Source organism: Desulfosediminicola flagellatus (genome assembly GCF_005116655.2).
Classification (GTDB): domain Bacteria; phylum Desulfobacterota; class Desulfobulbia; order Desulfobulbales; family Desulfocapsaceae; genus Desulfopila; species Desulfopila flagellata.
Window position 1 is genome coordinate 2,865,588 of the sequence record NZ_CP050698.1, and the last position, 25,412, is coordinate 2,890,999.

The 25,412-nt window shown below is 43.1% G+C and carries 24 protein-coding genes; 10 read left to right on the plus strand and 14 right to left on the minus strand.

Going from position 1 to position 25,412, the window contains the following annotated elements; genetic code table 11:
• Positions 1 to 32: 32 nt before the first annotated feature.
• From bioD to ileS, 9 genes are all read right to left on the minus strand, one after another.
• The gene (gene bioD / locus FCL46_RS11965) at positions 33 to 707 is read right to left on the minus strand and encodes a dethiobiotin synthase (protein ID WP_267313765.1); all 675 of its coding nucleotides are present in this window, start codon (positions 705 to 707) and stop codon (positions 33 to 35) included.
• Between the two features lie 20 nt (positions 708 to 727).
• Positions 728 to 1,507: a methyltransferase domain-containing protein gene (locus FCL46_RS11970; protein WP_136808360.1), complete on the minus strand. Its 780-nt coding sequence runs from the start codon at positions 1,505 to 1,507 to the stop codon at positions 728 to 730.
• A 25-nt stretch (positions 1,508 to 1,532) separates the two neighbouring features.
• Positions 1,533 to 2,213, minus strand: coding sequence for a pimeloyl-ACP methyl esterase BioG family protein (locus FCL46_RS11975; protein WP_136808361.1), 681 nt, complete (start codon positions 2,211 to 2,213; stop codon positions 1,533 to 1,535).
• 10 nt (positions 2,214 to 2,223) lie between these two features.
• Complete coding sequence (locus tag FCL46_RS11980) at positions 2,224 to 3,405, minus strand: aminotransferase class I/II-fold pyridoxal phosphate-dependent enzyme (protein ID WP_136808362.1); 1,182 nt, start codon at positions 3,403 to 3,405, stop codon at positions 2,224 to 2,226.
• Positions 3,405 to 4,709: an adenosylmethionine--8-amino-7-oxononanoate transaminase gene (gene bioA / locus FCL46_RS11985; protein WP_136808363.1), complete on the minus strand. Its 1,305-nt coding sequence runs from the start codon at positions 4,707 to 4,709 to the stop codon at positions 3,405 to 3,407. Before bioA ends, FCL46_RS11980 begins: the two co-directional genes overlap by 1 nt.
• 1 nt (position 4,710) lies before the next feature.
• Positions 4,711 to 5,685, minus strand: coding sequence for a biotin synthase BioB (gene bioB / locus FCL46_RS11990; RefSeq protein ID WP_136808364.1), 975 nt, complete (start codon positions 5,683 to 5,685; stop codon positions 4,711 to 4,713).
• 115 nt (positions 5,686 to 5,800) lie between these two features.
• Positions 5,801 to 6,742: an ACP S-malonyltransferase gene (fabD, locus tag FCL46_RS11995; protein ID WP_136808365.1), complete on the minus strand. Its 942-nt coding sequence runs from the start codon at positions 6,740 to 6,742 to the stop codon at positions 5,801 to 5,803.
• An 11-nt stretch (positions 6,743 to 6,753) separates the two neighbouring features.
• On the minus strand, positions 6,754 to 7,221 hold the full coding sequence (lspA, locus tag FCL46_RS12000) for a signal peptidase II (RefSeq protein ID WP_228723384.1): 468 nt from the start codon (positions 7,219 to 7,221) through the stop codon (positions 6,754 to 6,756).
• A gap of 2 nt (positions 7,222 to 7,223) precedes the next feature.
• The gene (gene ileS / locus FCL46_RS12005) at positions 7,224 to 10,043 is read right to left on the minus strand and encodes an isoleucine--tRNA ligase (protein WP_136808367.1); all 2,820 of its coding nucleotides are present in this window, start codon (positions 10,041 to 10,043) and stop codon (positions 7,224 to 7,226) included.
• Positions 10,044 to 10,571: 528 nt separating this feature from the next.
• On the opposite strand from ileS, the gene ftsE reads away from it, so the two are divergent.
• From ftsE to FCL46_RS12030, 5 genes are read left to right on the plus strand one after another with little or no spacing between them, the layout of a single operon-like run.
• Entirely contained in the window at positions 10,572 to 11,279 is a 708-nt protein-coding gene (gene ftsE, locus FCL46_RS12010) for a cell division ATP-binding protein FtsE (protein WP_228723385.1), read from the plus strand.
• Positions 11,276 to 12,163, plus strand: coding sequence for a permease-like cell division protein FtsX (ftsX, locus tag FCL46_RS12015; protein WP_136808368.1), 888 nt, complete (start codon positions 11,276 to 11,278; stop codon positions 12,161 to 12,163). Before ftsE ends, ftsX begins: the two co-directional genes overlap by 4 nt.
• A 19-nt stretch (positions 12,164 to 12,182) precedes the next feature.
• Positions 12,183 to 13,478, plus strand: a complete 1,296-nt coding sequence (locus FCL46_RS12020) for a murein hydrolase activator EnvC family protein (RefSeq protein ID WP_136808369.1) — start codon at positions 12,183 to 12,185, stop codon at positions 13,476 to 13,478.
• A 34-nt stretch (positions 13,479 to 13,512) separates the two neighbouring features.
• A complete protein-coding gene (locus tag FCL46_RS12025) occupies positions 13,513 to 14,838 on the plus strand; it encodes a S41 family peptidase (RefSeq protein ID WP_136808370.1) in 1,326 nt (441 codons plus the stop codon).
• A 7-nt stretch (positions 14,839 to 14,845) separates the two neighbouring features.
• On the plus strand, positions 14,846 to 15,229 hold the full coding sequence (locus FCL46_RS12030; protein WP_136808371.1) for a DnaJ family domain-containing protein: 384 nt from the start codon (positions 14,846 to 14,848) through the stop codon (positions 15,227 to 15,229).
• 211 nt (positions 15,230 to 15,440) lie between these two features.
• Here FCL46_RS12030 and FCL46_RS12035 read toward each other — a convergent pair whose 3' ends face one another.
• Complete coding sequence (locus tag FCL46_RS12035) at positions 15,441 to 17,006, minus strand: serine hydrolase (protein ID WP_136808372.1); 1,566 nt, start codon at positions 17,004 to 17,006, stop codon at positions 15,441 to 15,443.
• Positions 17,007 to 17,178: 172 nt separating this feature from the next.
• Positions 17,179 to 18,087 (minus strand): GTPase Era, encoded by a 909-nt coding sequence (gene era, locus FCL46_RS12040; protein ID WP_136808518.1) that lies wholly within the window; start codon positions 18,085 to 18,087, stop codon positions 17,179 to 17,181.
• Between the two features lie 308 nt (positions 18,088 to 18,395).
• On the opposite strand from era, the gene FCL46_RS12045 reads away from it, so the two are divergent.
• Complete coding sequence (locus FCL46_RS12045) at positions 18,396 to 20,309, plus strand: ribonuclease catalytic domain-containing protein (RefSeq protein ID WP_228723387.1); 1,914 nt, start codon at positions 18,396 to 18,398, stop codon at positions 20,307 to 20,309.
• 33 nt (positions 20,310 to 20,342) lie between these two features.
• Here FCL46_RS12045 and FCL46_RS12050 read toward each other — a convergent pair whose 3' ends face one another.
• The gene (locus FCL46_RS12050) at positions 20,343 to 20,534 is read right to left on the minus strand and encodes a hypothetical protein (RefSeq protein ID WP_136808374.1); all 192 of its coding nucleotides are present in this window, start codon (positions 20,532 to 20,534) and stop codon (positions 20,343 to 20,345) included.
• A gap of 238 nt (positions 20,535 to 20,772) precedes the next feature.
• On the opposite strand from FCL46_RS12050, the gene FCL46_RS12055 reads away from it, so the two are divergent.
• Positions 20,773 to 21,705 carry a helix-turn-helix domain-containing protein gene (locus FCL46_RS12055; RefSeq protein ID WP_136808375.1) on the plus strand — a complete coding sequence of 311 codons (933 nt, stop codon included), beginning with the start codon at positions 20,773 to 20,775 and terminating at the stop codon, positions 21,703 to 21,705.
• Between the two features lie 193 nt (positions 21,706 to 21,898).
• Complete coding sequence (locus FCL46_RS12060) at positions 21,899 to 22,327, plus strand: hypothetical protein (RefSeq protein ID WP_136808376.1); 429 nt, start codon at positions 21,899 to 21,901, stop codon at positions 22,325 to 22,327.
• Between the two features lie 198 nt (positions 22,328 to 22,525).
• On the opposite strand, the gene FCL46_RS12065 is transcribed toward FCL46_RS12060, so the two are convergent.
• On the minus strand, positions 22,526 to 23,128 hold the full coding sequence (locus FCL46_RS12065) for a LysE/ArgO family amino acid transporter (RefSeq protein ID WP_136808377.1): 603 nt from the start codon (positions 23,126 to 23,128) through the stop codon (positions 22,526 to 22,528).
• A gap of 99 nt (positions 23,129 to 23,227) precedes the next feature.
• Here FCL46_RS12065 and FCL46_RS12070 point away from each other — a divergent pair, with 99 nt between their 5' ends.
• Positions 23,228 to 24,130: a LysR family transcriptional regulator ArgP gene (locus FCL46_RS12070; RefSeq protein ID WP_136808378.1), complete on the plus strand. Its 903-nt coding sequence runs from the start codon at positions 23,228 to 23,230 to the stop codon at positions 24,128 to 24,130.
• A 95-nt stretch (positions 24,131 to 24,225) separates the two neighbouring features.
• Complete coding sequence (locus tag FCL46_RS12075; RefSeq protein WP_136808379.1) at positions 24,226 to 24,816, plus strand: DUF2284 domain-containing protein; 591 nt, start codon at positions 24,226 to 24,228, stop codon at positions 24,814 to 24,816.
• A gap of 20 nt (positions 24,817 to 24,836) precedes the next feature.
• Here the strand turns inward: FCL46_RS12075 and FCL46_RS12080 are convergent, their stop codons facing one another.
• Complete coding sequence (locus tag FCL46_RS12080) at positions 24,837 to 25,325, minus strand: 2-thiouracil desulfurase family protein (protein WP_217909619.1); 489 nt, start codon at positions 25,323 to 25,325, stop codon at positions 24,837 to 24,839.
• Positions 25,326 to 25,412: the final 87 nt, after the last annotated feature.

Below are 25,412 nucleotides of genomic sequence, written 5' to 3' on the forward strand. Positions count from 1 at the left end.
ATATCACCAAGGCATTAACACATCTGAAAAGTTTATATATTTTTGCACAACACAGTGAAGGGAAGACAACTTCCTGACTCCCGGTACATTTCCTCACCATACATTTCTACTATTGGGCTGTCATATCCATATTTACGCATATATAGTGTAATCATCTTAAGAGAATCATCGGCTATGTGTTGCTCACTGTTGCCAAATCTGTTGTAAACGATTCCGGCGAGTTCAATGTTTCTTGTCTTAAGTGCCTCAAGCGAAGCCAGGGTGTGATTGAGTGATCCAAGGCGCGAACTGGTTACAAGTATTACAGGTTTCCCTATATCCTGAAAATAATCGATCAGAGTGTAATCCAGTGTTAACGGAACAAACAGGCCACCAGCTCCTTCAAGCAATACGAGTTCATATTCTGCCTGTAGCTTTCGGGTTGCCGCCCCTATTTTATCTGGGTCGATTGTATCGTTATCTATGTCTGCAGCAAGGTGAGGTGAACAGGGAGTCGAATAGATATATGAGCACGTCAATCCTTCTCGATCAACATTCTGCAAGCCTGTCCCCATCATTTCACGATGCTTTTGAATATCTTCGCTCATCCCTTCACAACCGGTCTGAACGACTTTCTGAGTGATAACATTAATCCCGGCCTCAAGAAGACCACGGGCGATAAGACCGGTCGCTATTGTTTTACCAATATCTGTGTCTATTCCTGACACACAAAAAACATTTCCTTTATTCACGGATAATTACCCTGTTTTTTCTTGGCGATCACTGATATTGACACATAATCGAGCGGCACCCCCTGCCCGTCCCCGAATTTATGGATATAATCACTTTCAAATTTTCGCAATCTTGTAGGTGTCCAGCAAAAATCACCGGCCCCGCCTACACCGGTTTTCTGAATATGTCGTAAAACTTCACGTGGATTTTTAAAATGAAGCGTATGGGGAGTGGTTTTAATGTGCTCAATAACAAAATTACGCTTTAAGATATTTGCCAGTTCAATCGCATCCAGATAAGAAAGCCCTATCCCGAGAAGTTCCCTCACCTGTTGCATGGTTCCCTTTGCAAATAGTGAAAATACCAGATACCCCCGATCATTTAAGCTTTTGTAAAATGTATCAAAGCACCGTGGTAAATCTTCAATCCACTGAAAGGTCGACGCTGATATCACCAGATCAAGATTATCAGGGATTGCAGTTGTACTGATTTCCCCTCCAAGGCAATGCGTCTGGACAACATGAGAGCCAATTCTTTCAGCCGCAACCTCTGTACATTCTGCGACAAGATCGTTAAGCCATAACTGTTTTATCATGTTATTCCGGCATAGCATTTCTGTCATAGAGCCGGTACAACAGCCGATTTCAAGAACCCGATCGTAGTATATTTGTGGGAAGTTATCCAGAAGGCCGATGAGATTTGAACCAACATTTTTTTGCACCACCGCCCCATCATCATAGGTACCGATACTGCGTTTAAAATGGTCTGATACTTTTTGGGGATCAATGGTATTCATATTTCTCTATATTGCAGGCAGTAAACTATCTGGAATGTGAGTTGAGTTCGCTCAGCATATCATCCCAACTCTTCCATGTATAAAACAGGAAATGACTTCCCTTCATCATTGCAACATTGCTACTGCCCCAATACTCGACCTGATTAGCTGTGGGAACGATTCGATCTTTGTCGGCAATCACAATTTCAGTATAGATACTCTCGCGTTGATCGATACAATCAGCATGATTAAGGTAATACCCGAGTTCATCCTGCTGTTCTTTTAGTGCTCTGCCAGGTTGACAATCAAGAAATATTGAACTCACGCTTTTACTACCACATGCCCGACGGTAAAATTTTTCACGGGACAGTTCAGACCATGCTTCCATCGTCCCTGTAAATAGATCACGCGGGATACCGTAACGACTGTCTACCGGACATAGCGTCCCGTTTATAGCTATCTTTCGTGAAAAAATAGTCGGATCAGCACAGAATAGACGTTGTCCAGCCCACACCCCCATCGACCAGGAAAGTAATATCCTCTCAGAATAATTGTCCAGAAAATCCCAGTTATGATCTTCGACTAGAATATTGGCGAAATCATATAGATTCAAAACGTCATAATCAGAAGACTCTATTGCCCGAAAGGGAGCAGAGTCCATTCCCCAGCCATTGCAGAATATGAGTATCTTCTTCCGTTGCTTATTATGCAGCCATTCAAGGTTCATGCGTGCATTCTCATTTCGAACAGCTATCAAGACATGCTGCAATATCTTTGGCTACATTTTCAAGGTCGATCCACTGCATATCCGCTGTTAGAGAAAGCCTGAAGCGCGCAGTACCTTCAGGAACAGTAGGAGGCCTTACAGGGAAAACCAGATAACCTCGCTCCTGCATACACTGTGCAGCCTTTACAGCCACACCATTATCACCAATTAAGACCGGTACAATGTTCGTGGTACCATCAGTTTGCAAGCCATGATCGATCAAATTCTGCCGAAGATTTTGATGAAGATTTTGCAAATGATTTCGCTCAGAACCCATTTTTTGAATCAATTTAAAAACAAAAAGATTCCAGCTAATAACTACCGGTGGAAGAGCCGTGGTAAAAATAAGGGAACGACTATGATTGATCAGATAATTACGAATTTCATCAGTGCAGAGTACAAAACTTCCTACAGAAGCAAAGGCTTTGCCAAAGGGACCAACAAGCAAATCTATTTCACCCAGAACGCCATATTCTTCAGCTTTACCTAAACCTTTATTCCCATAGAGTCCAATAGCATGTGCCTCATCAATATATACAAGGCAATCATACTTCTCTTTTAGTCGTACTAATTCACGTAAATCTGCTACATCGCCATCCATACTGAAGACTGACTCACTGACAATCACCACTCTGGCATATTTTTCTCGGTTCTTTTCGAGTAAATTCTCAAGATGCTTGTAATCACAATGATTATATCGCTTATGGGCAGCACGGCATAACATCATTCCGTCATGGATAGATGCGTGATTGAGTTTGTCTGAAAGAATCAGATCTCCTTTACCAAAAAGAGCTGGCAGAAGACCTATATTGGCATGATAGCCAGAGTTAAAGAATAAGGCGGCAGGGTAGCCATAGGCAGAGGAGAGTGCTTCTTCCAGCTCATGGGTTGAGGTATAGTCCCCGCTTAAAAGACGTGATGAAGCTGCTCCGAGACCATATTGTTCAAGTAGATTTTCACTATTCATACCAGCATAAAAACTGGCCTGAATTGAGCTATCACCTGCGATACCGAGATAATCGTTAGAGATCAGGTTAAGCATGGTTTGACCATGCATCTCTGCCCGGCATCCGTGACGTCCGGTAAGAGGTCGAAGTTCTCTCAGTCGTCCATCGTTTTTGAGTTTCAACAACTGATCATGATAGATCGACATCAGGAATTTCCTTCCAGACTTACAACCTCACAAATAGCATTTGTAAGAATCGCGAGATCCTCATTAGTCATGCAATATGGAGGCATTACATAAACAAGTTTACCAAATGGCCGAACCCATACGCCACGCTCTACGAATTTTGCCTGAATATCAGCCATATCAACAGGAGATCTCAATTCTACTACTCCTATAGCCCCAAGCACTCTGACATCAGCTACACCCTGCAGATAACAGCAGGGTGTAAGGCCTTTCAGCAGAGCGCCTTGAATTCTTTGAATATTGCTTTTCCAGTTAGATTCGAGCAGAAGATTAAGTGATGCTACTGCCACACTACATGCAAGCGGGTTTCCCATAAAGGTTGGACCATGCATGAATACTCCGGGGTCAGTTCCGGATATTGTCGTCCCTACCTTATCGGTGGCCAGTACAGCTGCTAATGTCAGATAGCCTCCGGTCATCGCCTTGCCAAGACATAAGATATCAGGGGAGATACCTGCATGATTACAGGCAAAGAGTTCTCCGCTACGCCCAAACCCTGTTGCAATTTCATCAGCTATCAACAACACATCACTTTCTGTACAAAGCTTACGGGCCATACGTAAATATTCGGGATGATAAAATCTCATCCCACCTGCCCCCTGTACGATGGGCTCAAGAATTACTGCACACAACTCGTGCTTGTATTCCTTAATTAGACACCTGAAAGATTCTATATCATCTGGATTCCAGCTGTCTCCGAATCTGCACTCTGGTCTGTCCGCAAAATAATATTCAGGCAGCACCCCTTTATAAATCTGATGCATACCGCTAACAGGATCGCACACAGACATGGCATGAAAAGTATCACCATGATAGCCGGATCTAATCGTTAGAAACCTGTTCTTTCCTTTAAAGCCACGCGCAAACTGATACTGCATAGCCATCTTCATTGCAACTTCAACAGCCACCGAACCGGAGTCACAAAGAAAAACTTTATCGAGCCCTTCAGGGGAGTGATCAACAAGTAGTTTTGAAAGTTCTACCGCAGGTTTGTGCGTCAATCCCCCAAACATTACATGAGAGAGTTTAGCAGCCTGTTTTTGGAGTGCTGATGTGAGTACAGGATTATTATATCCATGAATAACCGACCACCATGATGCCATACCGTCGATCAGCTCTCTGCCATCAGTAAGACGAATTCTAACTCCTTCAGCAGATTCAACAGCATACACTGGAAGCGGTTCGGTAATCGAAGTGTATGGATGCCACAAATGATTACGGTCGTAGTCCAGTAACTCTTTTGTAGTAACCTGTGACTTTTCCAACTTAATCTCTCCCAAGGGAGTCTTCAACGTTAAAACCAAGCTTTTTAAACATCTCAATATCCTGCTTGAGATTGTTACCGGCTGTTGTCAGGTAATTACCAACTATTGCTCCGTTGGCGCCTGATTTGAAACATTGCGCCTGCTCAGTACCCATCATTCCACGCCCTCCTGCCAGCCTGATAACTGCATGTGGATTGATAAACCTGAATATCGCAACACAGGTTAATACTTCAGAAATGCTAATCGGTTGTATATCTGCAAATGGAGTATTGGGGATGGGAGTAAGTACATTCAGCGGAATTGACCGAATGCCGAGATCACATAGCTCAAACGCCAGTTCTATTCGCTGTTCAAGAGTTTCACCCATACCGATAATTCCGCCTGAGCAGACATCAAGACCAGCTTCTCTTGCCAACTTGATAGATTCAACCTTTTCTTCCCAGGTATGGGTTGTACAGACTTTAGGGAAAAAGCTTCTGCTGGCCTCAAGATTACAATGATATCTCGATACCCCAAAAGATTTGAGTTTTTCAGCCTTTTCTTTTGTCAGCAGTCCCATAGACGCACAAAACGATAAACCGGTTTTACTCGCCAGGTCTTTATACAGCCGGCCAAAAAGATCTAGATGACTATCACTTACCGTTCTTCCGGCAGTTACCAATGAGAAGCGTTTGACCCCGTGGGCTTCATTTTCCTGCGCCATTTCAAGAGCCGTATCGGTATCGACGGTTTCATATGTCTCAATCGAGACATCGTACCAGGATGACTGAGCACAAAATTTGCAGTCTTCTGAACATTTGCCTGATTTGGCGTTGACTATTGAGCAGAGGTCAAGATTATCGTTATGAAATTCACGCCGCAATTGATCTGCGGCGTCGAATAGTTGCTGCGGGTCTTCATGAGTAGCAAGATCGACAGCCTGCTCGAAAGAGAGCGTTCCCCCACCTCGAACACGCTGCATAAGTTCTTTCAACATATCATCTTACCTGGCAATGTCCCTGCCGCCCTGCCGGGCCAACAAGAAAACAATAAATATTTCTTAATCTTCCATAAACAGTAATACAGCAGCGACATACAGCAACATTGAAAAATTACTTCAGTTTTTCAATGCATGCAGCCAAGGTATCAGGAGTATCACATTGCAGGGCAGTTAAGGTTACACCTTTAGGTTTGATCTTCTTCATCATGCCCTTCAGGACAGTCTTCGGACCAACCTCAATAAATGTATCCACACCATCTTCAATCATTGCGGTAATAATCTCACACCACCTGACGCGGGATGCAATCTGCCTCCCCATCATTTCCTTAATCTCAGCAGGATCGGTCGAAACTTCAGAGGTTACGTTAAAAATCACAGGTGTTTTTGGTGAGTTGAACTCAACGCCTTTCATAAACTCACTAAAATCAGGAACAGCCTTGGCTACAAGCGGGCTATGATTTGCAACACTCACGTTGAGCGGAATAACTTTTGCACCAGCTTCTTCCATTGCAGGAGTAATATCATCAAGACCTTTCATATTTCCTGAAATAACAACCTGCTGTGGCGTGTTATGATTTGCTGCAGTTACGATACCGTCTCCCGTATAATCAGCAAGAATCTTTTCGACCTCGTCTATTTCAACACCAAGAATGGCACGCATGCCACCTGGATTTGCGATTCCTTCCCGCTCCATCAGAGCACCGCGTTTAGCAACGAGACGAAGTGTATCTTCAACGCTGAGTACTCCTGCAGCACACAAAGCAGAATATTCACCGAGACTGTGGCCGGCAAAATAGCTGACTTCAATGTCACCAAGTGATTTCTTTAAGCTGTTCCAGCAGATAAGATTTGTTGTGGTGATTGCAGGCTGCAGATTAGCGTTTCTGGTAAGATCTTCCATCGGGCCTTCCGCGATCAGCGATCCAAGTGGAATTTCACATACCTTCTCAGCTAGCTCGAGGATTTCTGCATTTTCTTTATCTGCAGCTATGAGTTCAGTTCCCATTCCAATATATTGTGATCCCTGGCCAGGAAACAAAATAGCGAGTTTCATCAATTTTCCCTTTAGTTCTTTTTTGACTGTAACAATGAGATGGTAATAAAAATTGCGGCGCCGATGCAAATGGCTGAATCAGCTATATTGAAGGCAGGCCAATGATACTTCCCTACGTATACATCAAGAAAATCGACAACAGAACCAAACCTCACCCTGTCAATCAGATTACCTGCAGCTCCGCCGGCAATGCATGCGAACGCAGGCATATACCATTTGTGTTCTTTCCTGATAGCAAAATAGCCTATAGTCAAACCGACTACTGCCACCAGTCCGATACCAAGAAAGAAATAATGACGCCATGGGGAGTCAATATCAGCAAACAGACTGAATGCTGCACCTGGATTTGTCACATACACCAGATTAAAGAATCCAGGGATAACCTCCCTGGATTCATATAGGTGAAATGAATTCAATATCATCAGCTTGGTAAGCTGATCAGCAACGATTACAAGCGCTGCCAGAACGAAATATGGCACAATTATTCTTCGGTAGAAAGGTCCATGCCAGCGACAACACTTGAACATCGCTCACAAATGAGAGGATGATTACTGTCCTCGCCTACGCTGGTGGAACGAATCCAGCAACGTTCGCATTTTTCGCCCTTAGCGGCTTTAACCGCAACCCTCAATCCTGGAATTTCTTCGCTCACAACAATAGTTGCAGGATCGATATCAGCAGGCAATTCTGAAAGTTCAGAAATAATACAGGCCTCTTTAATAGACTGCCACTCACTCTTTGCAAACTCGGCAAGATCACCTTCAACAGACAACAAGACCTCTGCTTCCAGCGGGTGGCCGATTACCTTTTCTCTTCTGGCAATTTCAAGTGCTTTTGTGATTTCTGAACGTATCTTTAACAGGTTGCTCCAGCGCAGATCAAGATTCTCGTCAAACCCTGTCTCTCGTTTTTCAGGAAACTCTGCAAACAATATGCTTTCTGAAAGAGGAGTCTTCTCGTTGTGATTGTGGAGTGACTCCCAGGCTTCCTGTGCCGTAAAGCTCAACACCGGGCTCATCAACCTGAGCGTTCCATCAAGGATATCATACAGCGCTGTCTGTGCAGATCTTCTGGAATGAGAATCAGTTCCAGAGGTGTACAACCTGTCTTTTAAGATATCGAGATAAAATGCACTCATTGTCGTACCACAGAAATAGTTGAGTCCGTGATAGATTGAATGAAACTCATACTTCTCATATGAGGAGGTGATCTTCTCGCGTAACTCTTCAAACCGTGTAAGGGCCCAACGATCAAGCTCAGAGAGCTTTTCGGTTGGCACCCTGTTGGTATCAGGATTGAAATCACTGAGATTACCAAGCATATACCTGATAGTATTTCGAATTTTCCTGTAGGAATCTGAAACCTGGCGAAGAATTTCGTCTGAAACCTTAACATCATCACGATAATCTTCACTGCTGACCCAGAGCCTGAGAATCTCTGCACCGTACTTTTCAATTACTTCTTGCGGCGCGACAACATTACCAACTGATTTGGACATCTTTTTACCAGCGCCATCAACAACATAGCCATGAGTTAAGACGCCAGCAAATGGTGCTGTTCCACGGGTACCTACAGAAGTAAGCAATGAGGACTGAAACCAGCCGCGATGCTGGTCGCTTCCTTCAAGGTACAGATCAGCAGGAGCTCGTAATTCATCACGAATTTCACACACAGCGGCGTGGCTTACGCCGGAATCAAACCATACATCAAGAATATCTTCTTCTTTGATGAAATCGGTAGATCCACAGGAACAGGCAGTTCCTTGACTGACAAAGGTGTCAACGTCATGGCGGAACCACGCATCTGCACCTTCTTTTTTGAAAAGCTCATCGATCTTTTCAACCAGCTCTTTGCTCTTTAAGATCTCACCGCAACTGTTACAGCTCACTACGGTTATAGGCACACCCCAGGTTCGCTGACGAGAAAGACACCAATCCGGTCGGCCTTCTACCATAGAGTGAATTCGCTGCTGTCCCCAGGATGGAGTCCAGGTGACTTTGGTGATCGCCTCAAGAGCGTTTTTACGGAGATCGTTATTATCCATTGAAATGAACCACTGCGGAGTCGCACGGTACATAACCGGTTTTTTACATCTCCAGCAATGAGGATAACTATGATTAATCCCGCTATGCTTGACCAGCATTCCGGATGCTGTCATGTCTTCTATAATGCGGCTATTAACCTGAGGTACTTTTTCACCTTCATATGGCCCGGCTTCATTGGTGTAAATACCTTCGTTATTAACAGGAGAAAGAATCTCAAGCCCGTAACGCAGACCTGTCTGGTAATCATCAGTACCGTGGCCCGGAGCTGTATGTACACAACCGGTACCGGCTTCTGTGGTTACATAGTCTGCAAGAACAATAAGTGAATCACGGTCCATAAATGGATGGCGACAATTCTTACGTTCAAGACCCGCTGCTGAAAATGTAGAAACGATTGAATACTCTTCAATTCCTACCTCAGTCATCACGGTCTCAACAAGCTCCTTGGCAAGCACCCACGTTTCTTCACCAACTTTAACTGCAGCATATTCAAAATCAGGATGAAGTGCGACCGCAAGGTTTGCAGGTAAAGTCCACGGAGTTGTTGTCCAGATAACGACAAAAACCTTATCTCCAGCCAGTGCCGAATCAACATCTGAGATGTCTTCTTTTACCGGGAATTTAACATAAATGGATGGAGAATTATGATCGTGATACTCTACTTCGGCTTCGGCTAGCGCAGTGGTACACGTAGAACACCAGTAAACCGGTTTCTTATTACGTACTACAGATTCAGAAAGCAGAAATTTATTGAATTCACGGGCAATTGCGGCCTCATACTCATAGGTCATTGTCAGGTATGGTGCATCCCAGTCTCCCAGAACACCTAGCCTTTTAAATTCGGCCTTCTGAGTTTTTATCCATTTTTCAGCGTATTTCCGACAGGCACCACGCTTAGCGAGCTTAGGAATTACTTTTTTCTTATCACCAAGCTCTTTATCGACATTGTGTTCAATCGGCAAGCCGTGACAATCCCAGCCCGGTATATACGGAGCATTAAACCCTGCCATCCGGCGTGATTTAAGAATTATATCTTTGAGAATTTTATTGAAAGCTGTACCAAGATGAATATGTCCGTTTGCATATGGAGGGCCGTCATGAAGAACAAACAACGGCTTGTCTTTCGCGGATTCCTGCAACATCTTATAAATATCTTCTTTATCCCAACGTTTGAGATATGTAGGCTCTTTCTGGGCCAGGTTCGCCTTCATCTTGAACTTGGTCTGGGGCAGATTAAGAGTTGCCCTATAGTCCATGGTATTCTCCTTTAATGGTAACTCACTTCAACCAATATGAATATTCGGGATCGAAGTAGATTATTTCAAATTGGCTGAAAGCCATTGATCGAATTCACGTAAAACAGATAAAAATAACAATTGCGCTTTAAGTTGCAAGGTTAAAAATCAGGCACTTCTGAACCAGCACTGAATCAGACTGGTTTTGACATAGAACTCTGGCCTATTACACCCCGGATAATCTCCAATTAAAATTGACATAATGCTTTGAATTATCTAAAATAGTTAACAAATTCTTATCATTTTTTATAGTGAATGAATACTGATGTTTTTCTAGACAAATTAGTCACAATATTAAAAAATATAATATGTTGAACGCAAACTGACGCTTTCACCTGTGACGTTATGAATTGCATATGGTATAGATGCAGACTCTTAGAATGTAGCGTTCTCACATGGCTTTATTGTATTTATTAATGCAAACTGCCTGTATGACATACATCTGCATTGCTATCTCAGAAAAATTTTACACCAATGACGTTTAAATCTATGAAAGACCACAAAGCCTCTGCTGAATCACCAATGGTCGAAATGATCAAAGTATCAAAACGATACCCGCCAGATATCAATGCATTATCTAACATTTCGCTATCAATAGGCCGAGGTGAGATGTTTTTCATAATCGGGAGAAGTGGAGCTGGAAAGACAACATTACTTAAACTGATTTCCAGTATGGAGCCTCCCACAAACGGCCTCATTGAAGTCTCCGGTCACCAGATACATAAAATCAAAGGCGGAAAGCTTGCACGACTCCGCCAGAAAATCGGTGTTGCCTATCAGGATTTCAAACTGCTTACAGATCGAACAGCAGCTGAAAACATTGCAATATCAATGGAAGTTTCGTACAAAAAACCTCAAATAATTCAGAACAGAGTACGCTCCCTGCTTGATCAACTCGACCTTTCAGATAAGCATGATAGCATCACCGGAGAGCTATCTCGTGGAGAGCAACAGCGCATAACACTTGCCAGAGCTGTGGCCAACTCTCCCACGATGGTTTTAGTTGATGAGCCAACCGGTAACCTCGACGCCGACACCACTGATCGCGTTGTAAAATTGCTCAACAACAGTCACAAAGCAGGTGCAACTGTAGTCATAGCAACCCACGACCTTACAATTTATCGTAATAATTCATACCGAATCATGGAATTAAAAGGAGGGGCCATCCACTCATTATCTGGAGGGCCGCGCGTATGAGTTTCTGGTTAACAGTTTTACGCCAGGTTGGCCGAAATCTCCGACAAACATGGATGTCACAGTTAATGACACTACTCACAGTCAGCCTGTCAGTATTGATGTTCACCCTGTTTTATCTCATATATGCAAATATGCTTAATGTCGGGGACCAGCTGGGTGACGACCTTCGCCTCATAGTCTACCTCGAAGAGGAACCCGGTCCGGAGATGCAGGAGCAACTTAAGAAAAAAATCCTTTCCTTTGATGAAGTAGAAAATATACGTTTTATATCTCGTGAAGAGGCTTTTGACAGCTTCGCATCTCAATTGGGAAATGACAGAGATGTTCTCGAAGATATGCCTAATGACTTTCTTCCTCCATCAATTGAAGTTACACCACTACGCACCCTCAGAAGCCTGACCCAGATGAAACTCTTTTCAGGCTACCTTTCGCGGCTTCCCGGTACACTCAAGGTTCAGTATGGTCAGGACTGGATGGAACGTTTTTACAGTTTCACACGGCTTCTTTCTATTGTAGTTCTTTTGAGTGGCAGTCTGCTCATCTTAACAACCATCTTTATGGTGGCATACACTATCAGACTAACGATTCTCGGCCGTCAGGACGAACTTGAGTTATTAAAACTCGTTGGGGCCACAAACAATTACATCCGCACACCGTTTCTTCTTGAAGGATTCTTACAGGGTTTTCTCGGCTCAACCCTTGGTCTTGCGTCACTTTACCTACTTTTCCACTGGATCACCGAACGATTCTCAGGTCCTGGTTTTTTAAACCTTATTGAATTTACATTTTTTCCGCCGCTTACAGTCCTGACTATCATCGGTGTTTCGATACTGCTGTGTACTGTTGGCAGCCACAGTTCGATGCGTAAATATCTCCGCATATGAATATCCATCACAGAACCCTATGAGATATTCAACACTCAAATTATTTTTTTCTTCCATGCTGATTAAGAAGTTCAATTATGTCTATCCGCATTTTCCGTTATCGGCACTGATAATCTTCACCATTGTATACTGTTCATTGGCACCATCACCTTCAATTGCTGCCGATCAATATAAAAAAGACACGTCTTCGGAAATACATCAAAATATAGAACAACACAAAGTCAAGATTCAAAGACTGCAAAGAGGGATCAGAGAGCAGCAGAACAAATCTCAAGAGAGCGACACACTTGAGAAAAACATTCTCCTGGAAATTGAGGAAATTGACTCGCGCCTCAAGGCTCAACTCGAAAAAGTCAGCAATTTACAACACCAGGTTGAGGAACAGGAAGAACTGATCAATGCCAAACAAACTGAAATCAATTCTTTGCAAACTGAAAAGAACAAGGTTCTTGACCATCTTAAAAAACGCACAGGGGCATATTACAAAATGGGCAAAGTAGGGTTCCTTAACGTTACTTTTTCCTCAAAATCACTGCCTGAGCTTCTCAGATTTCATGACTCATTCCAGACTCTCATAGCCTATGATAAAGACGTTGTCAGTCGCTATAGAAATAAAATAGTAGCTCTTGAACGAGCAAGAGACGCCTACTCACTGGAAAAAGAACTCCTTCAGGAATTTGTCTCTACAGCTCTTGCCGAAAATACTGCGACTGACAAAATTCGCGATGAAAAAGAAGATCTCCTCTCCCACATACGAACGCAAAAGCATTTACATGATCAAGCCATCAAAGAGCTTGAACTTGCCTCAGAATCTCTTTCTTCATCTCTTATTGCTCTAAAAAACAAGGAGTACGACCTCAAGCAGACATTCGCTAAAAGTAAGGGCAATCTCCCATCCCCCCTTACAGGTGAAGTGATTACTTTTTTCAATCAGGTTAAGGCTAACAAGCTAGGAATCATGCGCAAATCTACCGGAATAGCTATTAGCGCTCCTGATGGTTCTGAAGTGAAAGCTATTGCAGAAGGCACCGTAATATTTTCTGGATATTTACGCGGATATGGGAATACTGTAATTATACATCACGGGTTTCAATATTATTCCGTTACTTCCAGGCTGGAGAAAATTACAGTCGGAAACGGCGAAAACGTTCAAGCCGGGCAATTTATCGGCCTATTAAGCGATACAGCCACCTTGATAGACGAAGGTTTGTATTTTGAAATTCGCCACGGGAAACAATCACTGGACCCTCTTAAATGGCTAGAAGCCAGTAACCTGCAGCTGCCAGATCCCGATTCTTCGAAAAATCGAGGCTAACAACTGGCAACCTCCCCCTGCCTGGAGTTCAAACATGCAAAGTGCAGCTTTCTTTAAGCAAGCTCTCGTTATTATCACCCTTCTCTTCTTTACGATACCAGCAGATTCCAATGCTGAAATCACACCCAAAGAACGCGAAAAGACCTATAAGCAACTTGAGGTTTTTGCAAACGTCCTCAGCATTCTTCAGGATAACTACGTCGAAGAAATCGATTCTTCCGAGACTATTAACGGAGCTATCCGCGGTTTGCTTTATTCGCTTGATCCGCATTCAGCATATCTTCCACCAGAAGGGTTTCAGGAACTGCAGGAAGAAACACAAGGACAATTCTCAGGGATAGGAATTGAGATTACAATAAAGGATAATATTCTTACAATTATCAGTCCGATCGAAGGAACCCCTGCTGACAAAGCCGGCCTTAAAGCCAAAGATATTATAGTTGAAATTGGCGGCGAAAAAACAAAAGAGATGGGGGCAGTTGAGGCTGTAAAGCGATTACGAGGTCCTCAGGGGAGCACAATCACCATCTCTGTATATCGTGAAGGCTGGAGTGATCTTAAAGAAATGACTTTGACAAGAGACATCATACCTCTTCAGTCTGTTAAAGCCTTTTTCATTGCTCCTGGTTTTGCTTACACCCGAATCACTAATTTTCAAAGTCACTCCACTCAAGACTACCGGGAAGCTATAGGAAGGCTGTCAGAAAAAGATAAAATTAAAGGCCTGATACTCGACCTCAGAAACAATCCAGGTGGTTTGCTCAATCAGGCCGTCAGCGTAGCAGACACGTTTCTTAGCGATGGACTCATCGTCTATACGAAAGGAAGAACAGATGATCAAAACATGTCGTTTAAAGCACATAAATCCTCTGAAGACCTCCCCTATCCGCTCATAGTTCTCGTTAACGAAGGCTCTGCCAGCGCTTCTGAAATCGTTGCAGGAGCCATCCAGGACCATAAACGCGGACTCATAGTCGGCACCCAGACCTTTGGTAAGGGTTCAGTACAAACGATTATACCGCTCCCCGGCGGCGCAGGTTTACGAGTTACCACTGCACGGTATTATACACCTGCAGGCAAATCTATCCAGGCTCTTGGCATCACGCCGGATGTCGAAGTTCCGTTTGTAGCGTGCAACGGTGCTTCAAATGAAGAAAACGTAGAAAAGACACGACTCCGTGAGTCCGACCTCAAAAACCACATACCAGGAAATGACCTGAGTGACAACAACAGCTCAGAAGGCACAGATGAGGACGAAAACGCACATGAAGTGCGCCTTGCACAGGACAATCAACTACGTACCGCTCTGAACATACTGAAAAGCCTTAATCTCTATTCTCAATTTGACCTGGTGAAATAAATATCTTATGGATTGTCTTGCATTTATAGCTGAACAACGAATCTCACAAGCCATTGAAAAAGGTGAGCTTAAGACTGATGGCTGGAAAAATAAACCGCTCAAACTCGATGACGATCACCTCGTACCAGATGACTTAAAAATAGCGTATAAGATGCTTAAAAATGCGGGCTATGTTCCACCGGAAATTGAAACTCGCAAAGAAATCACTCGACTTGAACAGCTAATAGCAAAAACAGAAGATGAGCATCAGCGGGTTCAACAAATGCGAAAGCTCAGTGTCCTGTTGATGAAAGTTGATAAAAATCGCCCTTCACCAGCGAACATATCACATGACGATGAATACTACAGAAAGATAGTTGAAAGAACTTCTCTGGGTACCAAAAAAGACTGAATATAATCTATTAAGGGTAGCTATAGGAGGGTGTCGGGTTATAGCTATTTTTTCAAAGATTAAGGTATTTTAAAAATATCAAGACACAGCCATATACTTGATATCGAAGTCTTAGCTTACCTGCAGCATTGTCTTTTATAAAATAATGCAGATACGGGGAAAAGGGCATAACCAGGCAGACTCCTAGAAAAAATCAGTACAACCATTGCTCCTAAAGCAGACTATGCTGCTTCTTCATCTCCTCGTACACAAGGGTTGACACTTGGCGTATCACATTCCCACGAGCCAGCATCCAACGGCCATAATCAGAGGGACGTGAACTGCGCTCAATTATCCCGACAATAGCGTAGGGATATCGTTGTCCTTTAGCTGTTTTTGGTACAAGAATCCCCATATCACCGCAAAGATGCGCGGTGGATCCTGTCTTGTTGTATACCAGTGTTCCTTGTGGAATTGGTGTGCCATGATACAGACGATCCCTACCGGGGAGTGCCATTATTCGACGCAATTCCTTGCCATAAGGTAACTCTTTATTCCACATTGCCCGCAGAAACCGAATGTAGTCTGAAGGGAGAGCGCTATTCTTGTATGTACGTCCACCTGCAGGGATATACTCTTTTATTACTGTGTTTTTGAATATGGAACTGTAATACTGACGAAGGATCTGCTGACATTTTGCCGGCCCTCCCGCCTGTCGAATCACCCAGTTGGTCGCGGAATTACTGCTTCGTTGAATCATCGCCTCAAGCATTCTTTTACTCTTGGGTCCGTAGGTCAGCTTGCCATTTTTTACCTGATGAAAAAAAGCCAAAGCCACAAAAGGCTTGATCATACTTGCTGCCTGAAATATCTCATTGGCGTTTATGTCCAGCAGGCTGCGGTCATTTTCAAGATCGTAAACCATCCAACCTGTTTTTTCGTCGCTCCGTATCTTTCCTGTGCGTCGTAACTCCTTGATAAAATCTTCGACATTCATTTCAAAAGCAGTGCGTGAAGCTACTGATACTACACGTTTACTCTTATCTTTTTTTATCAGGGAAATAACAACAGGATCAGGATTCCTCTTATCGGTGGTATCGTCGGTGCTATTTCCGCTTCTTATGACAATGGCCATTTTTATCGGGGATGTATCTACAACATCATTCCCGTCATCAAGCAGACTTGATTCACCGTAGACGATTTCGTTATTATTTTCGGCGGTAATGGAAGTTCGGATTTTTTTTGATCGGAGCAGTTTACGGTGCTTCTGAGCGACAGCCATTGTGGTTTTCCGATCTCCGCGCCTGCGATAAATAAGGGCGTAGTTATCGGCGTGTGTTTTTTCTATAAGAAGATTTTTGCCTACTTCTTCACCGAGATATTTATAGAGTTTTTCATATGTCTTTTTTAAAGAATCGAGATTGGGGCCTAGTCCATAACTGACATTATACAACAGATGATACCCTTCATCTCTAATTGCCCAAGCCTCATCCAACCCTTCTTTTCTTAAAATTTCACCATGATAGGCGATATCCTGCCCAACCGTTCTGGCGGAACCGTTGGTATCATAAATGACACCATACTCATCGCCTCTGCCGACTATCTTGAGTCTTTTAGAGACAGCATCATCAAAGATCTCCTCAAGCTTCTCTTTATAATCAAGCACATTCTCGATATCGGTATCCCAGATATAAACAAGATCATATTGTTCATTTTCTGCTACTCCCGTTACAGGACTAATCAACAGATAACCAAGCAATAAAAACAGTGCGGAGAAGAGCGTCTTACATCGTTTCATGAAACAGGTATATTCCTTGCTGTAACAGGTTGATACTGTGTTACAGTATTAAAATCATATGTGGTATTATTTAAAACAGATAGCCGTTCGAATTTCTGGTCGAATCGCAACATGGTAACATGTGCGATTCGACCAGTACAACAACTAATATTCTGCAGACAACGAGACTATCTCAAAACCCAAGTTCTTTCAGAAACCTTTCATCCTGTGACCATTTCTTTTTAACTTTTACCCACAACTTCAACAGGACTTTTTCACCTATAAGCTTTTCAATGTCATATCTTGCGGCAGTTCCGATGCTCTTAAGTTTACTACCACCCTTGCCTATTATAATACCTTTCTGAGATGGACGTTCTATGACGATTGTCGCATGAATTGTGACAAGTTTCTTTTTCGTGTCCTCTTTAAACGATTCAATTGTTACAGCTGTAGAATAAGGGATTTCCTGACCCGTTTGCAAAAACACTTTCTCCCTGATTATTTCCGCAACCAAAAAACGTTCGGTTGCATCTGTCGGAATATCTTCAGGAAAGTATCTCGGCCCCAGAGGGAGAAGTTTGAGAACCTCGTCTACGAGATTATCCGTTCCGTCGCCTTTAAGAGCAGAAAGCGGAATAACTGCCTGAAACGGGAACAACGACGAATATGAGGCTATCATCGGCAGCAGTTTTTCCTTTTCAAGCAGGTCTACCTTATTCAGCACCATAATTGCTGGACAGGTCACCTTTTTCATGATTTCCGTAAATTCTTTTTCTTTCTCTTCCCTGATCTTCTCAGGTAAGGGCAATGAAATATCGACAAGAAACAGGACGACATCCACCTCTGACAAGGAGTCCATTGCAATACGAACCATTTCCTGATTCAAGGGAACTCTTGAATTATGCAGACCAGGAGTATCGAGCAGAACAATCTGATAATCATCCTCATTGACAACACCAAGTATTCTATTCCGTGTTGTCTGCGGCTTGGGTGTCACTATTGAGATTTTTTGCCCAAGCAAGTTGTTCATTAAGGTTGATTTTCCCGCATTCGGAGGACCAACGATTGCCACCATTCCGGATTTTACCGGTTTTCCAAACATATCCATAGATAAACAAATCAAATTTAAGGTAATAAAGAAAATACAGTGCTACAAATCGAGTTTCACACTATACTGAACGTTCGTGTGTTAAACATTGGTTAACAATATTTAACGTACTATAATACTCATTATTTGACCATGGCCGACGTATCTTCTGTCATGTACACTGTAGATAATATCTGCTTACCAGTGCTGTGAAGCACTTAAAGTATAGCGCGATGATAAATTCTGGAAAACTTATAGAATATCTAGACAACGGCAAGTTCATATGTGCTTTCATCACAGAAGCACAGCCGAAACGAGTCCGTTTGATAAACCAAAATGGGCGTGAAGTTAATCTGCCCGTATCCAGAATCGTGCATTGCTCAAAAGATAATCATACCATAGATTGCACCAGAGAATTACTCGTAAATGCTCTTAAAGAGACAACAGAAAAACGGGCACTTCTGATGGAGCAGATTAACTTACAGGAAATATGGGAACTTACAGTCGATGAGAATTCCAACGTCTTTGATCCCGTCTTTTTAGCCGAACTCTCCTTTGGTCAGGAGGCTACTGATGACATTATCGCAGCCCTGCTCCGTTCTGTCTTCATAGACAAACTATACTTTAAGTACAAAGAAGGCAAACTCCGATCCCACACTAAAGATCAAGTCGAACAGATCCAGATACAGCGTGAAAAAGAAGAACAGAAGGCTGAACTTATCCATAAAGGGGCTCATACCATTGCTGAGATAATGCAACAAGGCAAATGTATCAACGAGACAAATCGCTGGCAGGAAGAGTGTCTTAAATTGCTTAGAGATTTCTATCTCTATGGTAACGATGCTGACAACGCCGATATCGCACGGCAAATGCTTAAAGAGGCCGAACTCAACCGTCCTCATGACCCTTTCGACATTCTTGTTAAATCCGGAGTGTGGAATAAAAACGAGAATATTCCACTACTTCGCAGCGATCGACCAGTAAGCTTTTCACTGGCAGCCAGACAACAGGCTGAATCAATTCTTCAATCCAGAAAAGAAGAATTGTATGAAGATGCTGGTAGAGTTGACTATACGCATCTCAAACCTATAACAATTGACGGAGCAACAACACTCGACTTCGATGACGCTCTGACTATCGAGAAAAAAGATGAAGGTTATCTTCTCGGTGTTCACATCTCAGATGTTGCTCATTATGTTCGGCCCGGCGATCCGCTTTTTCAGGAAGCCATGCAACGCGGCACCTCTATATATTTCCCAGAGGGCCAGATTCCAATGCTTCCACGCCACCTGTCACAGGGTATCTGCAGTCTGATCCAGAACGAAATCCGTGCAGCATTTAGTTTTATGATTCTGCTGTCACCAGATGGCGAGGTACTCAGGGTAAGAATTCGTCCGTCTATCATCAAGGTGGCCCGTCGCCTTACATATGAAGAAGCGGATAAGATCATTGACACTGATAATGAACTACGCATCCTCAACATGCTCAAGCAGAAATTGAGGAATCGTCGACTCGCAAACGGTGCCTTACTCCTGCCGTTTCCAGACGTAAACATCTTTATAGATGTTGGCGGCAAAGTACACATCAGTCTCGGCAGAACAGACACACCTGCCCGCACCCTGGTTTCTGAGATGATGATTCTTGCAAACAGTGAAGCTGCCAGATACATCTCAGACCGCATGACGCCTGGGCTCTACAGGTCACAACCGACCTTGAAACAGCGAATTGTTCACGGTGAAGATGATGACCTCTTTTTAAATATCAGGCAGCGTAAGAAGCTTCCCCGAGGAGAGCTCAGCACAAACGCTAATCCGCATAGCGGTTTGGGCGTTTCTCATTACACAACGGTAACCTCTCCTATACGCCGCTTACTTGATCTTGTAATGCAGCATCAGCTTAATTCGGTAACACGACGTCGAGAACCATGCTTTTCAGATGAAATGTGTAAGGATTTTTCCGCCGTTATTACCCGAACGCTATCTGCTGCCAATAATGTTAAGCAACAACGACACAGATACTGGCTACTAAAATACCTCAAAGAACGAAAGGGACAGCTAGTCACTGCGCTTGTCATTGATTCTGGCCCTAAAAGAATTAACATGGTACTTGTTGATATTCTTATGGATGTCGACCTTGCAACACCTCCAGGGTTCAAACCAACCCCTGGAAGTACCATCAAATTACGCATCTGCAAAGTCAGCCCAAGAGATAACACTGTCAGATTCGATTGGTCATAACACATAGCGCTAAAATACCACTTAGCGCTTATTTTACTTCTTATCCCTGTCAGTCTTGATCTTAACCTTTGATTTTTCATCAAACCCTTTGGACTGTTTTCCACAGTCCATTACAAGTAAGTCGCCATCCTTGCTGACTACTTCACATCTTGCACTTGCAGCAAACGAATATCCTGCAGATCCAACTAAGCAAAAGCACACTAACAGCATCGACAAGTATTTCATAACCATCTCCATATTTCCTACGTTCATAATCTATAACAAACTTATATTAGAAACATATATTATATGCCGAGGAAATCATCAGACGCCTATAGATATCACCTGACATACGACCCGACATCCAGTCGGATTCCTTCTTTATATTGTCGAATTCACATCTAACACTTTGCTGCAAACCTCTGAGTTGGTATACTTTGCTTCAATTGCTGCATACTATTTCTCCTAAAAACAACAATCAAACATGACCGAAACAAAACACCAGGGCGTTATGGCGATGGTGAACATTGATGGTGGAAAGGCAAAACTTTTGCGGGAGCAAAAAGGATTAACCCAACTCTACGTCGCTACTGCTGTTCAGGTAACAACCGACACCATCTCCAGATGGGAAAATAAGCGTTATCCGACCATAAAAAAAGAGAACGCATTACGCCTTGCAGAAGCACTCGAAGTCGAACTTGAGGCTATTCTTGAAGATACCAACGAAGAGATCGAACCACCTACTCCTGAAGCAAAACATGAGCAGCACGATTCATACCCGCCAAAAGGGCTGAAGAAAATCTGGCCACTCCTACTCCTCTCATTGACGATAGGTGCTCTCATAATAGCTGTCAGTTGGTTCTTTTATTCACAACCAAAGCCAATACAAATCAAAGCGACTCGAATATTACCTGCCCACGTTATCGCAGATCAGCCTTTCCCGGTAACCATTGAGGTGGCAGGAGTTGATAACCAGCAGGTTACAGTAATCCTCAAAGAACACTTCCCTGAAAGTGTCAATATTCACAAATCAAATCCACAACTCCAGCAAACAGGAATCAAAAACAATACGCTGAAATGGCTCCAAAAGACCCAAGGAAAAGCACTATTTACCTATATCGCCACTATCTCCAAAACGACTTCTAATCAAAATATATTTGAAGGTTCTGTTGCAGCTGGTACTAATGCAGACAACCCTGTGCAAACAGAAGGAAATAACAGCATTATGATCAGCAATCATCACTGGGCGGATGAAGATAAAGATTCCATAATAAATGACAAAGAGATTCTAACTGTTTACGACCAGTATGGTGATCTGGAAAAGCTTGGAATTGACGTCGATCTTATTGAGGAGATCTGGCTGGGATCAGGGTATCGGTGGGATCCAGAGTCCCGTTCTTTTCACATTCTCCCCTAGTGCTCTGTAAATCTTTAAATGTCGCAAAGATTGTTCCGCAATTTTAGTGCATTGCGAGGCACGAATGAAGGAGCATAGCAGCGATATGTGACTGAATGAGAAACGAAGTCAGTGTGCTAAAAGGGCGAACAAGATCCGATAGGTAAAGGTTTACAGAGTACTAAATACATTCAGAAACACCACTTGAGGAAATATGAAATTTTCAGATATTCATAAAACACTATCACTTACAACATTTACTACGTTGCTTTTTCTACTGCTGACAGGCTTCTTGCTATGCTCAACACAGGAGGCTTCAGCTAGTCCAGTAAGTGGCCGATACCTACAGACTTCTGGCGGAATGATCAAACTCCAAGTCAATATTGGCTCCCCTGCACCACAGAGCATCATACTTGAGCAATACCTTCCTCCCGGCACCACGGTCACAAACACTTTACCAAAAGCCAGAAAAATAGAAAGTGCATCGGGAAAAGTCATCTGGCTATTTAAGCGTGTAAATAGCGGGAATATGAATGTAACTATGAATGTTAGTCCCAATTCAGCGGCCAATTCTGTAAGTGGCATACTCAGATATCGAGTCCCGGGTGGTGGCAGTCTTGTTGAAATACCGGTCTCCAGGTAATACTCTATTCAACCAGTGCTCTGTAAATCTTTAAATGTCGCAAAGATTGTTCCGCAATTTTAGTGCACTGCGAGGCACGAATGAGGGAGCATAGCAGCGATATGTGACTGAGTGAGAAACGAAGTCAGTGTGCTAAAAGGGCGAACAAGATCCGATAGGTAAAGGTTTACAGAGCACTGGTTAATATATGCTTTTTCACTATAACGGTACAATCTGCCAGGCAATTACCCACATTGTCATGCACACCAGAAAATCCAGAACACGCCAGGCATTCCTGCTCTTAAACACAGGTGCCAACAGAGAGCCGCCAAGACTTAATGCGTAGAACCATATAAACGATGCGACACTTGCACCTAAAGCAAACAGGTATCTGCCATCGGCATCGAACTGCCCACTGAGACTACCTATCAGTACTAGAGTATCAAGATAGACATGGGGATTCAGCAATGTCACTGCAAGGGTTGCAACCAAAATCGCCCATCGCGATGAGTAAGTATCTGTTGTACTATCGTCTAAAGCTTCAGCTTTAAAAGCTGCTTTCATTGAACAGAAACCATAATAAACCAGAAACAGCGCTCCGCCCCACCCCGCAATCTCACGAAGCATCGGATTCTTTGCTACTGCCAACCCAACTCCGGCAGCACCAATGAAAATCAAAACGGCATCACACAAACTGCAGATAAAAGCAACCAGCCAATTATGTTCTCGTCTAACGCCTTGTGATAACACAAAGGCATTCTGGGCCCCAATCGCAATTATCAGACCTGCTCCGGTACCCATACCCTGCAAAAAAGCTATCATCACTGTCTCCTTATATTGTGTAGAATGCGATACTATAGTAGGAGTATGACAAAGAAGTAAAATTAAACATTTTCAATATGCATTAGATTTTCTAATACTATGTTCGACTATAAAAATATTGAAGCATTTGCTATGGTGATACTCGAAGGCGGTTTCGAAAAAGCCGCTCACAAACTTCACCTCACACAGTCTGCCATATCGCAACGGGTCAGACTACTGGAAGACACATACGGCCATGTGCTCTTAAAAAGATCCACCCCGCCAGAAGCCACTGAAGCAGGCCTTCCTTTGCTGGTACATTACCGCCAGGTCAAGCAGCTTGAAGAAGACTTCCTGCTTTCAGCAAAAAAAACAACCGGGTCTCGATTTGCTTCTATTTCTATAGGATTGAATGCTGATACTCTTGCCACATGGTTTTTATCGTCCATTGAGGAATTACTCAGAAATAACAATATAGTTCTGGATATTCATGTAGATGACCAGGAGCGCACCCATGAACTCATGAAAGACGGTAAAGTCTGGGGATGTATAACAACCAGAAAAAGACCCCTCCAGGGGTGTAAATCAGAATTTCTAGGAACTGTCAGATATGGAATATTTGCGACTGAAGAATTTCAGAAAACCTGGTTTGAAAATGGGCTGACACTCGAATCACTTGAGCATGCACCAATGGCTCGTTACAATAGAAAAGATGACTTGAACAGTCGCATGTTTAGTCTCCTGCTCAAAAAACAGCCTATGAATCCGCCTACATTTTTCCTTCCGTCAACAGAGATATACGGCATCTTTGTTGCCAACGGTTTGTGCTACGGTATTATTCCGGATCAGCAAAGCAGACCTTTGGAAAATGCAGGTGAAATCATTAACCTCAGCCCACAGCACTCTGTAGATGTTGATTTATACTGGCATAGCTGGAATTTGAAATCAGAAATAATAGAAACCTTCAATCTCCACTTTATCCGAAACGCTAAAACAATACTCCAATTCCATCAACCACAGTAACTGTGACTACCGACAATGACACTAGAAGGCTGTGCTTATTTTTTGAAAATGTCTCGATTTTAACCAAAATCCCTATTCTCGGACACCCTCCTACCATGAATGACAACAGGATCGAATTGCTGCTTGAATATGCCAGACAAAAAGGTGCAACAAAAGCCAGCTGCATTCAGCCGGATAAAGTTACGATTGAGAACCGGCTTTCCGCCTTTTGCAGAGAACCAAAGTGTCCCCATTTCGGCCAATCTGCAAGTTGTCCACCGCATATATCCGGCCCTTCCATGTTACGAAATCTTCTTAAACAATCTAAACATGTCATTGTTGTCCGAATAGAAGTAGAGGGCGACTCCTTACATGGTGAAGAAAGACCGTTCGTCATGCAGCTTCTCCATGAAATTACAGCAGAAATAGAATTAGAGGCTCAGAGGATTGGCTTTCCAAACTCACTGGGACTTGCTGCCGGCTCATGCAAGAAGAGTTTTTGCGATGAACACCTGGTTTGCAATGTAATTAACGGAGATGGAACCTGTCGACACCCAACCAAGGCACGACAATCCATGTCGGGTTATGGAGTCAATGTCGGAGAGTTAATGAAATCTGCCGGCTGGTCAACCGAGTTATTCAGCAATGCAGGTTCAGATGAAAATGAAGAGTTAGCCTGGGTAGCTGGTCTCATAATACTTCTTTAGTCTAAAAAACGATGAATCATTCAAGTGACCTTATTGCAATAGACGATTTCACGAATTTCGTATTGATTAACCACTCTGATCCCATTCTTCTCAAGTAAAGCAGCAGAAACTCCTGCCCCTTCCATCGTCAATCCATCAAAAGAGCCTGAATAAATAGTTTTGCTACCGCATGAAGGGCTCCGCTCTGTGAGAACCGCAAGTTTAATGCGGTATTTCTTACATAACTCCAATAGCTTTTGAGCACCTGAAATAAATTCAACTGTCACATCATCTCCAAGTGCCGTGATCACTCGTGCTTTGTGGCAAAGAACATCCTCACCATCTCCACCCTGAATTTCTGCAGGCTCACGTGGAACAGGTAAACCTCCTTCAAGCTCGGGGCAGAAAGAAAAAATCTGATAATGCTCTGCTATTGCTTTAAGCAGCCAATTATCAAGTTTTAGATCCGTTCCATCATAGCGAACGTTTTCTCCAAGCAAACATCTGCTTATGGCTATAGGATTATTCATAGTCGACCTGACATATCTTCAGATATCCATCAAACAAAAAGTCAAATTCATCAACACAAATCGGGACAAACAGACCAACACCTCCAA